The organism is Deltaproteobacteria bacterium HGW-Deltaproteobacteria-18 (assembly GCA_002841885.1).
GTDB lineage: Bacteria > Desulfobacterota > Desulfovibrionia > Desulfovibrionales > Desulfomicrobiaceae > Desulfomicrobium.
Genome location: PHBE01000002.1, coordinates 137,090 through 152,196 on the forward strand (window position 1 = coordinate 137,090; position 15,107 = coordinate 152,196).

A 15,107-nucleotide genomic window follows, 5' to 3' on the forward strand; every position below is an offset into this window, starting at 1 on the left:
AGACGTGGCGGGCATCATACGAGTTCGTAGAGGTGAGTCATGTCCCTGGGGCCCAGACGCAGCAGCTCCTCCAGAGAGTAGCCCAGCGCGGCGCAGCCCTGGACGTTCGCGTCACGGAAGAGGTCGAGCCGACCCTCCGGATCAAGTCCCACCACATACATGGCGTCACTGGCGGTCTCGAACAGCACTCTGTAGCGTTCCTCGCTCTCCTGCCGGGCCTGACGCGCCAGCATCCTGTCCGTGATGTCCGCGCAGGCCCCGAGGACGACCTTGCGCCCCTGGTACTCCACCAGAGCCGGAACATACTCGACCCAGCGCACATTACCGTCCTTGCGGCGGATTCTGAACTCGGACCGCCCGATGGCTTGCCCGTCGGAACCCGGAGCATCCTGGTCGACTGCGCCGCGATGTTCGGGGTCGATGATCTCCCGGATCATCGTGCCCGAGAGTTCGTCGAACCCGTATCCGGTTGCTGCCTCGACGGCCGGGTTGGCGTAGAGGACTCGCCCGTCATCGAGGAGCAGCACGCCCATGGAGGAATGTTCCGTCAGCGTCCGGAAGAGGTATTCACTCTCGTTGAGCTTCTCCATGAGCGCGTCGTTTCGCAGCTGCAGAAGAGTGTACCTGGCGAACTGGCGGTTGGTCCTGAAGGCCATGATGAACATCATGACAGTGAAAATGAAGAACAGCAGGGCCATGCCCCGGAAGAACGGATCTCCGGCCTGGTTCACCAGGATGATCTGCATGGGCAGCGCCTGGGGGATGGCGAAGAGCACAAAGTTGGGCAGCAGGTGGGCGAGATAGACGGCCGCACCCGTCAGTGTCCCCCCCACGAGCAGGATGTGGAAGGCCTGTCCCAGAGGAGGGAGCTTGGCGAAAAACAGGGGGGCCGACAGCCCCCAGATGATCCCGGAGCACAAGGTGCCAAGGGCCAGGATTCGGGACCATTGCACCACGGACAGCCGCGCACGCAGCCGGTAAAAGAAAAACACGGCGAGCAGGCGCGGAACGGAGCAAAGAACGAGGGCGCCATACCACAACAAGAGCTCGAAGGTCGGCAGATGGCCGTAGAGAAAAGCCAGGAAGATGCTCCCGTTGAACACGTTCGCAGCTATGGAAACCCGCGAGTTGGTGACAAGAAATTCCAGCTGCCGCTCCCGAAGTTTTTCGAGCATGCGCGGATTCTCGGGTATGAATGCACCCTCAGAGGCCTCGTTCAAGATCATTGCGTCCACCCGTGCTTGTGTCCGTAAGATATGTAACAACCGGCATCCATGAAGATACTTCGGTTCAGGTCGTCTGTCAGAAGATGGGCATGTCCTGCCCGTTCACGGCCAGCTTGCCGTTGGCGAACATGGCCTGGGTCTTGATGATGCCGCCCTCGCGCACGATCAGGCCGCGTTCCAGTAGCGGCTCGATCTGCTCGGCGTAACGCAGCTGCACCAGGGTTTCGAGATCGCCCTCGACCTGCTCGTTTTCCAGACCGATGCGCAGCAGGCCCTTGAGCAGTTCCTCATGCGCGGCCATCCGTGCATCTGCTTCAAGATGCTGCAGCAGCATGAGCGGATTCAACGCAGCCTCGGCACCCGGCGACAGCAACTTGAGCGAGAAGGCGCCGGTAAAATCGCCCATGGGTGTGGTCACCTGCAGGTGCGGCATGTTCAGTTCCGGCGTTCCGGTCAGCACTTTGGCGAATAAACCGGCATAAAGTTCTCCGACCTTGTCAAAGAACACCTCTGACTCCGTGTCAGCCGTGGTATGGTAGAGTTGCTGCAAGCTGACCTGAAATTCGCTCAAGACTGCCGCGTCGATGTTCTTCCCTGAAAGTTCGCAGGAGGCCGGACCATAGGCCGTGTCACCGACGGTTATGCTCTGAAGGCCCATGGCCTGCGCATAATTGTAAAGGACACCGTCGCAGCTGCTGTCCGAGGAAATGCGCAGATCACGCATGCGGATCGCGTCGCCTTCCACCGGATCGGCGGTTATGGCCGCGACGCTCACCGTGGCCTGGCCCGCATAGACAAAAGGCAGTACCTCGACCATGTCGAAATCCGACGACAGGGCTTCAAGCTCCATGTTCCCATCCGCAGTCTTGACTGTCAGGCCCGGCATGTCCAGTTCGCCGCGCAGAGAGCGGGTAACCGGAACATACTGGCCCTTCAGGACAAGGCCGCCCCAAGTGACCTGCTCGCCATCCATGACCCGGTCGATGGCCGGGACGAGCACATCGCCTGCGACTTCGCCTCCGAAACCAACGCGCACCTCCGAGGTGGTCTGTGCCAATTCGGGAAGGCGGGTGAAAAGTGTCTGGCCAAGGCCATCGGCAGTCAGGGGTTCGACAGTGCTGGAAATCCGCATCAGTCCCGGCTTGCTGAAAAAGCCGCTTCCCTCGCCTGTCAGGGGGCCGTGGTGGAGGACATGATTGACGACAAAGCGCAAGCTCTCATCTTCGCTGGAATCGGTCAGAGTCCCGGGAACACTCAGCTCAACCAGAGTCTGGGCCGTGGAGGTGAAGAAGCCGCGCTCGTAGCGCTGATTGGAAAGAGAGAGGAATCCATACCGCTCATATTCTTTCACCGCTGAAAAATACTGCTCCCGGGCCTGGCCTCCAAACATATACGCGGCGCCCGCATAGACTCCAAGAGCAAGAATTATCAGAAAAAACAGGAACTTCTTCACACAACCTCCAGGCATGTTCCGCCAAATTATGTCAACATTCAACGCCACCGACAATCTGCTGGCACATCGTGCTGAAGAAAACAACACATATCGAACACATCGCAGTGAGACCTGATCAGTTCCCGAGTATTTGTCCGGACAAAAAAGGACCCCCCCTGGAAACAACTTCCAAGGGGGGTACAAGGAGGGGGAGGGACTTTTTTTTCTACTTCAGGACGCTTAAAGTGGCCTTGGCTATGGCCAGTTCCTCGTTAGTGGGGATAACGAGGATGGCGACCTTGCTGCCGTCCGCCTGCACTGCCGTCGCGACTTTCTTGCGTCCGGCGTTGCGGGCGGGATCGATGCTGATACCGAGATGCTCGAGATTTGCGCAGACACGGGCGCGGACGATCTCGTCATTCTCGCCGATGCCGGCGGTGAAGACCAGGGCGTCCAGGGGACCGGTCACGGCGTAGTAGGCGCCGATGTATTTCTTGATGCGGTAGACAAACATGTCTACAGCCAGGGCGGCCTTCTTGTCGCCCTTCTCGGCCGCCGAATGGATGTCGCGCATGTCGTTCATGCCGCAGATGCCCTTGAGGCCGCTCTGCTTGTTCAGGATGGAGTCGACCTCATCCATGGAGAGGCCCTTCTCCTTCATGAGGAAAGGCAGGATGGCGGGATCGATGTCGCCGCTGCGGGTGCCCATCATGACTCCGGCCAGAGGGGTCAGGCCCATGGAGGTGTCGATGCACTTTCCGCCGCGAACGGCCGCCATGCTGCAACCGTTGCCCAGATGCAGGGTGACCAGGTTCACTTCGTCCTCGGCCTTGCCGAGCATGGCCGCAGCCTGCTGCGCGACATAGCGGTGCGAGGTGCCGTGGAAACCGTAACGGCGGATCTTGAGCTCTTCGTAAAGCTCGTAGGGGATCGGATACATGAAGGCTTCTGCCGGCATGGTCTGATGGAATTCCGTATCGAAGACAGCCACCTGCGGCACTCCGGCGAAAAGCTCGCGGGCGACCTCGATGCCGACCAGGTTGGCCGGGTTGTGCAGGGGCGAAAGGTGACAGTTCTCGCGGATCTTCTCGACCACGTCGTCATCGATGAGCGTGCTCTTGAACAGGGTCTCGCCGCCCTGTACGACGCGATGTCCGATGGCGTCGATTTCGGAAGATGAGGCGATGACGCCCGTGTCCGCACCCGTGACCAGATCGACCACGGTGTGCATGGCAGCGCGGTGATCGGGGAAGGCCACTTCGCGGTCAACCTCGGCCTCACGCTCGGTGCCCGGCCACGACTTCTGGCTGACCTTGCCCATGGCGTCGCCGATGCGTTCCACAAGGCCGGTGGCCATGACTGCGCCGTTATCCATGTCCAGAAGCTGGTATTTGAGGGAGGAGCTCCCTGAATTGACTACAAATATCTTCATAATATCCTCTTTATATTAAACCTTTTTCAGCCTGGGCCTGAATGGCCGTGATGGCTACGGTGTTTACGATATCGGCGACGGTGCAGCCGCGGCTCAAGTCGTTGACGGGCTTGTTGAGGCCCTGCAGAACCGGCCCAATGGCCACTGCGTTGGCGGCGCGCTGCACGGCCTTGTAGGTATTGTTGCCGGTGTTCAGGTCCGGGAAGATGAAGACCGTGGCCCGGCCGGCGACCTGGCTGCCAGGCAGCTTCTTGGCGCCGACTTCCGGATCGATGGCCGCGTCATACTGAAGCGGACCTTCAAGGAGCAGGTCCGGAGCCTTTTCGCGAGCGATGCGGGTGGCCTCGATGACCACGTCCACGTCTCCGCCCGCACCTGAGTCGCCGGTGGAATAGGAGAGCATGGCCACGCGCGGCTCAACTCCGAAAATACGGGCCGTCTCGGCGGAGTTCATGGCAATCTCGGCCAGCTGCGGCGCGGTGGGGTTGGGATTCACGGCGCAGTCGCCGAAAACCAGGACGCGGTCTTTCAGGCACATCAGGAACACGCTCGACACGATGGACGCACCGGGCTTGGTCTTGATGATCTGAAATGCGGGACGGATGGTATGGGCAGTGGTGTTGATGGCGCCGGAAACCATGCCGTCGGCCTGGCCCTTGAAGACCATCATGGTGCCGTAATAGGTCGGATCGACCATGCAGTCGCAGGCCACTTCCTTGGACACGCCCTTCTTCTTGCGCAGTTCCATGAAGGTGGAGACGTAATCGCCATATTCAGGGGACGTGGCCGGATCGATGATGTTCACGCCGGTCAGGCTGAGCCCCAGCTGGGAAGTCATGGATGCGATGGCCTTGGGATCGCCGAGAATGGTCAGGTCGACCACGCCGCGTCGCAGCAGGATGTCGGCGGCACGCAGGATACGGTCATCGCCGCCTTCGGGCAGAACAATATGCTGCTTGTGGCGCTTGGCCTTCTCGATGAGTCCGTACTCGAACATTTGCGGAGTGACCTTGGTCGATTTTCTTGTATCGAGACGTTGCCTGAGTTCGTCCGTAGCCACGTTCTCTTCGAACACGCCGAGGGCGGAGGCGATCTTCTTCTGATCGCCCGGTTCGATCTTGCCGTACATGTTGTACAGGCGGCGTGCGGTCTGGAAGGTGGCTTCCTTGCCGAGCAATACGGGCACGGGCACGCCGGTCCATCCGTCGATGAGCCGGGCCACGCTCTTGCCGGGGGCGATGCCGCCGGTCAGCAGGATACCGGAGATGTCGGGATAGGATGACGACTGCCGCGAGGCCAGACTGCTGACGATGATGTCCGAGCGGTCGCCGGGGGTGACCACCAGGCTGCCGCGCTCTATGTAATTGAGGAAATTTTCGATCTGCATGGCGGCCACGACGATGTCGTCGACCTGTGTGCCCAGATTCTCCTTGCCGTAAAGCACTTCCGCACCAACCCACTTCATGACGTCACCCACCGTGGGCTTGCCCAGAATGGCAACCTCGGGGATGATGTAGAGAAGCATGTCGGGCTTGTTCATGGACTTCTTGAGCGCGATGCGCAGGGCTTCGCGGTCCGGGACGTCGGTGCGGTTAATGACCACGCCGAGAATGTCCACGGCCTTGTCGGCAAAGGATTCCACCGCAAGCTTGGTTGTGCTTATGATCTCGTGCTCGGTCTTCTGGCAGGCGTTGGAGATGACCAGAAGCGGGCTGCCCAGGTTGGCGGCGATGTCGGCGTTGATGTCGAACTCGAACGCGGGGCTGGTGCCCTCGAAATCCGTGCCTTCAAGCAGCACGAAATCGCACTTGCTTTCCAGCTCCTTGTATTTGTTGATGATCTTCTCAATCAACAAGGAATGCTGACCCGCATTGACCAACTCCTTGGCCTGCTGCATGGTCAGGGCGTAGGTCTCGCTGTACTGCAGGCCCAGATAGAACTGGGACAGGACAAGATCGATATCGTGGTCCTTGCGGTCAGGCACATCGTTGATGATGGGTCTGAAAAAACCGACACGCCGGATGTCGCGCAGGAGCATTTGCATGACGCCCAGAACGATGGCTGATTTTCCGCTTCGAGATTCCGTTGCCGTTATGTATAGATTTCTGGCCATAGTGCTTCCCTTGAAAGCCGGTTTTTTCTCGGGCGCGCACCGAGAGTGATTCGCGGCGACCCGTCAAATTGGTTGGTTACACAATCCGCATACCTGTGAAAAAAAGAGACCGATTAGTCAATGCCTTTTTTTCAACCGAATTTCAACCAACTGCATTAATAATCGAAAAGGCGCCGACGCCGGGGAAAGCCCCCCGCGCCGACGCCGTGTCTCATTAAAGCGTTTCCGCGTAGATTTCCATAACGTGTTTGACTGCGATCTGATCCTTGTGCTGGGAAAGCATGTCGGAAATCTGCAGCATGCACGCCGGGCAACCGGTTGCCACTACCTGGGCTCCGGAGGCGACAATGTTGTCGCGTTTCTGGGCTCCGATATCCTTGGAGACCTTGTAGTGCTGCAGGTTGAAGCTGCCGCCGCAACCGCAGCAGCGGTCGGCATCAGCCATCTCGACAAATTCCATGTTCGGATTGGTCTTCAAAAGAGCGCGGGGCTGTTCGGAAACCTTCATGGATTTTTTAAGATGGCAGGGATCATGGTACGTGACCTTGGTTCCGTGGCCGCTGACAGGCATGGAGACCTTCAGCACGTCAACCATGAACTGATTCACGTCCATGACCTTGGCCGACATGGCCGCGATGCGATCCTGCATGCTCTGGGTCTTGTCCCCGGACATGAGCGGCCACAGCTCGTGCATGGTCGCCGTACAGGTGGCGCAGGCAGTGAGCAGATAATCGAAGTTCTCTTTTTCGAAAATCTCCAGATTGCGTTTCACAAGCTTGTCGAAAGACCCCTTGTCGCCCGAAGCCAGCGCCGGGATGCCGCAGCACGCCTGCCCTGCCGGCATGTAGATGCCCACTTCGTGATGGGTCAAGGCCTTGAGTACAGCCTGGCCGACCTGCGGGAATATCTTGTCGACGACGCAGCCCGGGAAAAAGGCCACTCGATATCCGCTCTTGCCGGGACGGGTGTTGCGGGACGGCTCCAGCTTGCGCAGCGACTTCTTGGCCAGAGGCATGAAATGCCGGCCGTCGATGACCGCAAGATCAATGCGGGAACAGGACGACCCGATGACTTCGTTCGCGGACTTGGTAAACACGCCCTGGAACTTGGAAGCCAGGTCCATGACTGAATTGAAAACGCCAGGCTTGGTCAGAAGTCCCTGGAAAATGGCCTTCTTGACCGCGGGCAACCCCATGTACGTATTCACGATGACGCGAGCTTTCAGGAATATGTCCAGCACCTTCACGCCGCTGGGACAGTTCGCCGCGCATGAACCGCACAGCAGGCACATGTTGAGCTTGTCCTGAACGCCTTCGGGATCCTTGATCATTTCATGGGACAGGTTTTCCAGGAGCGCGATCTTGCCCCGGGCCACGTCGCCCTCATTCATGGTTTCGGCAAAAACCGGGCAAACAGCCTGGCACATGCCGCACTTCATGCACGCGACCATCTGGTCGTCGAGTTCATGCAGCATTTTGGCCAGTTGATGAACGTCTGCAGTCATGACTAGCCTCCGATGATTTTGCCGGGATTGAGCAGGTAGTTGGGATCCACCGCTTTCTTGAGCCTGCGCGAGTAAATGATGGTCGCCTTGGAAGTTTCCTTCTCCAGCCACTTGGACTTGGCCGTGCCGATGCCGTGTTCGCCGGACAGGGTGCCGCCCAGAGACAGGGCCACGTCGAAGATCTCGTCCACAGCCAGCTCCACGCGATGGAATTCTTCCTTGTCGCGCTTGTCGGTCAGGATGGTCGGGTGCAGATTGCCGTCACCGGCATGTCCGAAGGTGCCGATCTGCAGCTTGTACTTGGCGCCGATGTTATTGATGGCCGTGATCATGGCCGGAATCTGGCTGCGCGGCACGGTGGCGTCTTCAAGGACGGTGGTCGGACGGGCGCGAGCCAAAGCAGGCAAAGCGTTGCGGCGGGCTTCCCAGAGCTTGTTCTTCTCGGCGGCGTCCTTGGCCATCTGCACGCGTTTGGCGCCGTTCTTCTTGCAGATATCGAGAACCTTTTCGGCGTCGTCCTCGACCAGGGCGATGTGGCCTCCGTCGACCTCGATCAGCAGAATGGCGGCAGCGTCACGGGGCAGGCCGGCCTTGGTGAAATCCTCGACGTAATTGATGGTCGCGTTGTCGAGAAGCTCCAGAGTACAGGGAACGATCTTGTTGGCGATGATGGACGCGACCGTTTCGGAAGCTTTGGCGATGTCGTCGAATTCGGCGAGCATGGCCTTGGAGGCGACCGGCGGCGGAACGAGCTTCAGGATGATCTCGTCGAAGACGCCAAGCGTCCCTTCGGAACCGACCATGAGTTGGGCGATATTGAGACCCGTGACGCATTTGACGGTCTTGCCGCCGGATTTGATGTATTCGCCCTCGGCGTTCCAGAAATTGACGCCCATGACGTAGTCTTTGGTCACGCCGTATTTGAGACCACGCAGACCGCCCGCGTTCTCGGCGACGTTGCCGCCAAGGGTGGACACGGCCTGGGAGCCCGGATCGGGCGGATAGAACAGGCCGCGCTTGGCCACTTCGGCCGCGAACTTGGCGGTGACGGCGCCGGGCTGAACCACGGCGTAGAGATCCTGTTCGTTGATTTCCAAAATTTTATTGAGACCGTTGGTCAGGATGACGACGCCATGTTCCTTGGTGGGAATGGTGCCGCCGCTCAGGTTGGTTCCGGCGCCGCGAACGGTCATGGGCAGCTTGTTCTCGTTGCACAAGGCCACGGTTCTACCCAGCTGCTCGCTGTTTGTCGGACGCAGGACCAGCTCCGGGATGACCGCGTCAAGCACTGCGGCATCATATGAATAGGAGTGCCGGTCGGACTCGCTATCGAGGACATTTTCTTTGCCCAACAGGGTCTTGAACTCAGTGAGCAGACTCGTCGAAATCATTATTCTCTCCTTGCGTGAGATTCTTATGGATTCTCATGAAATGCGGTCCCGAAAGCCTTGCGCGAACTTTCGGGACCGCCTGATGACTTAGAACAGATGCGGCAGGAAGACGAAGCTCATGAGGCTGGCGATGATGCCTACGACAACGCCGTAGAGCAGGAAGGGCCAGAAGGTGCGCTTCAGGATCATGCCTTCGCGGCCGATGAGGCCGGTAACGGCGCAGACAGCCACGATGTTGTGGATGCAGACCATGTTGCCCATGGCGCCACCGACGACCTGAGCGGCCACGATGATCTGACGGGGCAGCTCAAGCTGCTGGGCAACGCCCCACTGGAATTCAGCGAACAGAAGGTCGGAGACCGTGTTCGAACCAGTGATGAACGCACCCAGGCCGCCGACATAGGAAGCCAGCATCGGCCAGGCGTTGCCCGCGAAAGCGGCAACGGTCTTGGCCATGGCCAGGGGCATGGAGGGGTAGCTGTTGGGATTCAGGACTACATCTGCCACACCGGAACCGCGGAAGATGGAAACCAGGGCAACGGCTGCGAACAGGGCGATGGTCGGGGCCTTCATCTTGACGAAGGACTCGGTCCAGGCCTGCTTGACCGCAGAACCCTTCATGCCATGGATCATGATGGTCAGCAGTGCGACCAGCATGAAAGGAATGGTGCCAGGCAGATACAGGTAGTCGATGGAGGCCGAAACGCCCGTGTAGCCCAGGATGTCCGTGAAAGGCAGCTTCTGGGCGGCCAGGAGAGCCTTGAGGCCCAGTTCGGGGATGCGGGTCACGACCAGGATGGCGCCGATCAGGATGTAGGGCAGCCATGCCTTGAACTGGCTCATGTGGGGCTTGAACTCGGTATTGGTGGACGTGGCGATGGTGCCTGTCCATTCAGCGTCCCAGGTGGACTGAGGACCGAAATCCCAGCTTTCCTTGGGCACGCAGAAACCGGCCTTGGCTCCGGCCACGATGATTCCGAGGCCAACAAGACCACCGATCAGGGACGGGAATTCAGGGCCGACCAACCAAGCGAAGGTCAGGTAAGGAACAATGAATGCCACAGAGGCGAAAACACAGAACTGCCAGGCGGCGAAGCCTTCGGACCAGGACTTGTTCTTGCCGAAGAAGCGGGTCAAAAAGCCGAGCATGAAGATGGGCAGGATGAAGATCATGGGACCATGCATGACGGTCGCCCACTGGCCGATAACCTTGGCAAAAGTGCCGAAATCGACAAAGTTCAAACCGGGGGTGCCGGCTTCGACGGCCGTCTTGGCGAGCGGTCCGAGGAACTTGAGGCCGACAAGAATGGGAGTTCCGACCGCGCCGAAAGATACGGGGAAGGAGTTGAAGACCAGGCAGATGACCGCAGCGGCCAGGGGCGGGAAGCCCAAGGACAGCAAGAGCGGAGCAGCCAGTGCGGCAGGCGTGCCGAAACCGGCCGCGCCTTCGATGAAGGCTGCGAACATGAAGCCGATGATGATGGCCTGGATGCGCTTGTCACGGCTGATGCCCTGCATCCCGTACTGAATGGTTTCCATTCCGCCTGAATATTTCAGGGTGTACAGGATGATGATCGCGCCAAACACGATGATCAAAACACCGACGGCGACAACAATACCCTGAAGCGACAGAGCCGCGACATAACCGACCGGCAGATTCCACGCGAAAATTGCGCCAAGAGCACATACAAGCCATGCAAGGGGCATGGCTTTCGTAGACGGCCAGCGCATACCGACCATCAGGACAAGAGCCACCAAAATGGGCAACAGAGCCACCATTGCCAAGACAGGAATTGACATATCTCCCTCCAATAAAACTGATGAATGGACCGCCGGTCCGAAAGGGACCCCACCCTTTCGGACCGGCAGCTTGCCTTTACCTATTTGCCGGCGCGGCCGTCATCGCAGGGCTCGGCAGGCTTGTTCGCCCCCGAATGCTCCGCCGTCGCCGTCAATGTACAACCCTCGCCCGCTGCGGGTGCGGTGACGGGAGCGGAGGCCGCCTTGCCCGTCGTGGGCACCTGCTTGGAGAGGTACTCGTACATTTCAAAACGCTGCAGATAATCCTGCTCGATCTGGGTCCGCAGTCTCTTGGAGGCTTCGGGCTCAATCTTTTCGAGCAAGGCGAATCTGTTTTCGCTGGCCAGGAATTCCTGAATGCTTCCGTCCGGGGCCTTGGAGTCCAGGATGAACGGATTCTTGCCTTCATCCGCGAGCAGGGGGTTGTAGCGATACAGCGGCCAGTAGCCGGACTGCACGGCCAGCTTCGATTCGAGCTGGGTCTTGCCCATGCCCTTGCGAAGTCCCTGGTTGATGCACGGAGCGTAGGCGATGATCAGGGACGGTCCGGGATAGGCTTCCGCCTCGCGCAGGGCCTTCAAAAGCTGCTGCTTGTCGTAGCCCATGGAAACCGTGGCTACATAGACATAGCCGTAGCTCATGACCATGCGTCCGAGATCCTTCTTCCCTGTCCGCTTTCCTGCGGCAGCGAATTTGGCGATGGAACCAAGCGGAGTTGCCTTGGAGGACTGTCCGCCAGTGTTGGAGTACACTTCCGTGTCCATCACCAGAACGTTGATGTCTTCACCAGAGGCCAGAACATGGTCCAGCCCGCCATAGCCGATATCGTAGGCCCATCCGTCACCGCCGAAGATCCAGAAGGAGTTCTTGGCGAACAGCTCTTCGCGCTCATAGATGGCGTCAAGCAGTTCGTCGCGGTTCATGAAGGCCAGGATGTCACGAATGTTGTCGCCGTATTCCTTGCATTTCTCGGCATTGGCGCGATTTTCGAGCCAACCCTTGAAGGCTTCGGCCAGATCTTCAGGCAGTTCGCCTTCCAGGGCCTTGGCGACCAGGTCGGCCAGCTTGGCCTGACGCTGGGCATAGGCCATCTGGATGCCGTAGCCGAATTCGGCCGCATCCTCGAACAGGGAGTTGCCCCAGGCAGGACCATGACCGTCGGCGTTGACCGTGTACGGAGTGGTCGGAGCGGAAGCGCCCCAGATGGAGGAACAGCCCGTGGCGTTGGCGATGATCATGCGCTCGCCGAAGAGCTGGGTCATGACCTTGACGTACGGGGTCTCGCCGCAACCGGCGCAGGCGCCGGAGAATTCCATCAGCGGCTTCTGGAACTGGCTGCCCTTGACGGTGTCGCGGCGGGTCAGGTTGTCCTTGAAGGGAACGGTGACCGAGAAGTCGTAGTTGGGCACTTCGCGTCCGGTCTGGGTCTCCAGAGGCTTCATGACCAGGGCGGTGTTCTTGGCCGGACAGATGTCGGCGCAGTTACCGCAACCCATGCAGTCCAGGGTGTTGACCTGCATGCGGAACTTCATGCCCTTGAATTCCTTGCCCATGGCGTCGAGGGTCTCGAAGGTCTCGGGAGCGTCGGCCATCTCTTCTTCGGTCAGCAGCACGGGGATGATGGCCGCATGCGGGCAGACAAAGGAGCACTGGTTGCACTGGATGCAGTTGGCCGCGATCCATTCGGGCACGTTGATGGCCACGCCGCGCTTTTCGAACTGGGAAGTGGCCACGGGGAACAGTCCGTCGGGCTCGAAGGCGGAGACAGGCAGGCTGTCGCCCTTCTGGGCCAGGATGGGACGCATGACGTTCTTGACGAAATCAGGAACATCCTGCTCGGAGGCGCAGTCGCAAGCCGCGTCGGCCCAGGCGGCCGGGACCTTGATCTCGATCAGGTTGGCGGAAGCCTGATCAACGGCCGCGATGTTCATATTGACGATCTTGTCGCCCTTCTTGCCGTAGGCCTTCTTGATGGCCTTCTTCAGGAGCGCGACGGCCTCTTCAAAGGGCATGACGTTGGCCAGCTTGAAGAAGGCGGTCTGCATGACCATGTTGATGCGGTTGCCAAGGCCGGCTTCGGCTGCGATCTTGACCGCGTCGATATTGTAGAACTTGAGGTTCTTCTTGGCGATGGTGCGGCGCATGGAAGCGGGCAGTTCCTTCTCCATGTCCTCGGCGGTCCAATTGGAATTCAGGACGAAGGTGCCGCCGTCCTTGATGCCGTCGAGCACGTCGTAGGTGTGTACGTAGCTGGCCTTGTGGCAGGCGATGTAATCGGCCGCGTTGACCAGATACGTGGACTGGATGGGCTCCTTGCCGAAGCGCAGGTGGGAAACGGTGATTCCGCCGGACTTCTTGGAGTCGTAGGCGAAATAGCCCTGGGCATACATCTCGGTGTTGTCGCCGATGATCTTGATGGCTTCCTTGTTGGCGCCGACGGTTCCGTCGGAGCCCAGGCCCCAGAACTTGCACTGCACGGTGCCGGCCGGGGTGGTGTCGGCGAAGGCCGGCACGTCGAGGGAGGTATGAGTGACGTCGTCTTCGATGCCCACATTGAAGTGATGCTTGGGCTGGGCGACCATCATGTTGTCATACACGGCCTTGACCATGGCCGGGGTGAATTCCTTGGAACCGAGGCCGTAACGACCGGCGACGATCTCAGGCATTTCGCCGCGCTCCATGTAGGCGGTACAGATATCCTTGTAGAGCGGATCGCCCTTGGCGCCGGGCTCCTTGGTACGGTCGAGGACCGTGATGACGGAAGCCGTGGCGGGCAGAACCTGCAGGAAGTACTCAGGCAGGAACGGACGATACAGACGGACCTTGACCAGGCCGACTTTCTCGCCCTTGGCCAAGAGGTGGCGCACCACTTCCTCGATGGTTTCGCAGGAAGAACCCATGGCCACGATAACGCGCTCAGCCTGGGGATGGCCAACGTAGTCGAAAGGCTTGTAGGAACGACCAGTGATGGAAGTAACCTTCTTCATCTGCTCGACCACAATGGAAGAGAGCTGATCATAGTAGACATTGGAAGCTTCACGGCCCTGATAATAAATGTCCGGATTCTGGGCGGTGCCGCGAATGGACGGATTGGCCGGGCTCATGGCGCGCTCACGGAATTCCGCGATGGCCTCGTGATTGACTACCTTTTTGATGTCTTCGTAGTCGATGACCTCGATCTTCTGAATCTCATGGGAAGAGCGGAAGCCGTCAAAGAAGTGCAGGAAAGGGATGCTTGATTCAATGGAGGCCAGATGTGCGACCAGGGCCAGATCCATGCATTCCTGCACGGAACTGGAAGCCAGCATGGCGAAACCGGTCTGCCGACAGGCCATGACATCCTGATGATCGCCAAAAATGGACAGGGCATGCGCGGCAACGGCGCGTGCGCTGACATGGAAGACACCGGGAAGCAGCTCACCGGAAATCTTGTACATGTTCGGGATCATGAGCAAAAGACCCTGGGAACAGGTAAAGGTGGAGGTCAGAGCGCCACCGGCCAGGGAACCGTGCACAGCACCGGCAGCGCCAGCTTCGGACTGCATCTGGCGGACCATGACCTTCTGATCAAAAATATTGAGGCGTCCCTGCGCGGCCCATTCATCAGCGATCTCTCCCATGGTGGAAGACGGGGTGATCGGATAAATTGCCGCCGTATCGCTCATTGCATAGGCGATATGCGTGACGGCAGTGTTTCCATCCATGGTTTTCATATTTTTAGCCATATATCTTCTCCTAAAAGCCAAGTTGTTGTTTCAAGCGATTTTGCAACGTTTTCTCGTGCTTCCGATCGCTTTAAACAAGTTTCGTGCCACGTAACAAAAACCGCCTAATTAACTGAAATAAAAGAAAATTATGAGACACAGATCTTATTTGTCATAGCCCCCCTTCCGGTTTGTCTGAAAAAAAAGACAATATATATTTTTTCCTCGAAATAGCACGTTAGTACGGGAATGCAAACATACAACTTCAATCCGGTTAACGCGCTTAATTGGCTGGTTAATGGTTAAAATCAGGCTTTTTGAATAGCGTCCGTTTTTTCGGACAAAAAATCCGGCAAAAACCCAAATCATCCATCATCCACTTCGATTCGACGTTCAATGACGAACGTCTCCCCCTGCCACCGGGCCTCCACAGGTGTCCCGGATCACGAATTGGGCCTGCGGGACTGTCCGATTTTTCGGACTCAAGATGATCTGACGAGTGTAT

At 58.7% G+C, this 15,107-nt stretch carries 8 protein-coding genes; all 8 read right to left on the minus strand.

The genetic code is table 11. The features are described from left to right. Positions 1-14: 14 nt before the first annotated feature. Positions 15-1,226 carry a hypothetical protein gene (locus tag CVU60_02065; GenBank protein ID PKN43163.1) on the minus strand — a complete coding sequence of 404 codons (1,212 nt, stop codon included), beginning with the start codon at positions 1,224-1,226 and terminating at the stop codon, positions 15-17. A gap of 76 nt (positions 1,227-1,302) precedes the next feature. Further along, entirely contained in the window at positions 1,303-2,694 is a 1,392-nt protein-coding gene (locus CVU60_02070) for a hypothetical protein (GenBank protein ID PKN43164.1), read from the minus strand. A gap of 190 nt (positions 2,695-2,884) precedes the next feature. Further along, positions 2,885-4,090 carry an acetate kinase gene (locus CVU60_02075; GenBank protein ID PKN43165.1) on the minus strand — a complete coding sequence of 402 codons (1,206 nt, stop codon included), beginning with the start codon at positions 4,088-4,090 and terminating at the stop codon, positions 2,885-2,887. A gap of 10 nt (positions 4,091-4,100) precedes the next feature. Beyond that, entirely contained in the window at positions 4,101-6,203 is a 2,103-nt protein-coding gene (locus tag CVU60_02080; GenBank protein ID PKN43166.1) for a phosphate acetyltransferase, read from the minus strand. Between the two features lie 214 nt (positions 6,204-6,417). Next, complete coding sequence (locus CVU60_02085; protein PKN43167.1) at positions 6,418-7,707, minus strand: (Fe-S)-binding protein; 1,290 nt, start codon at positions 7,705-7,707, stop codon at positions 6,418-6,420. A gap of 2 nt (positions 7,708-7,709) precedes the next feature. After that, positions 7,710-9,098: a glycolate oxidase subunit GlcD gene (locus tag CVU60_02090; GenBank protein ID PKN43168.1), complete on the minus strand. Its 1,389-nt coding sequence runs from the start codon at positions 9,096-9,098 to the stop codon at positions 7,710-7,712. Between the two features lie 87 nt (positions 9,099-9,185). Continuing rightward, positions 9,186-10,898, minus strand: coding sequence for an L-lactate permease (locus CVU60_02095; GenBank protein PKN43169.1), 1,713 nt, complete (start codon positions 10,896-10,898; stop codon positions 9,186-9,188). An 80-nt stretch (positions 10,899-10,978) separates the two neighbouring features. Continuing rightward, on the minus strand, positions 10,979-14,623 hold the full coding sequence (gene nifJ / locus CVU60_02100; protein ID PKN43170.1) for a pyruvate:ferredoxin (flavodoxin) oxidoreductase: 3,645 nt from the start codon (positions 14,621-14,623) through the stop codon (positions 10,979-10,981). Between the last annotated feature and the right edge of the window lie 484 nt (positions 14,624-15,107).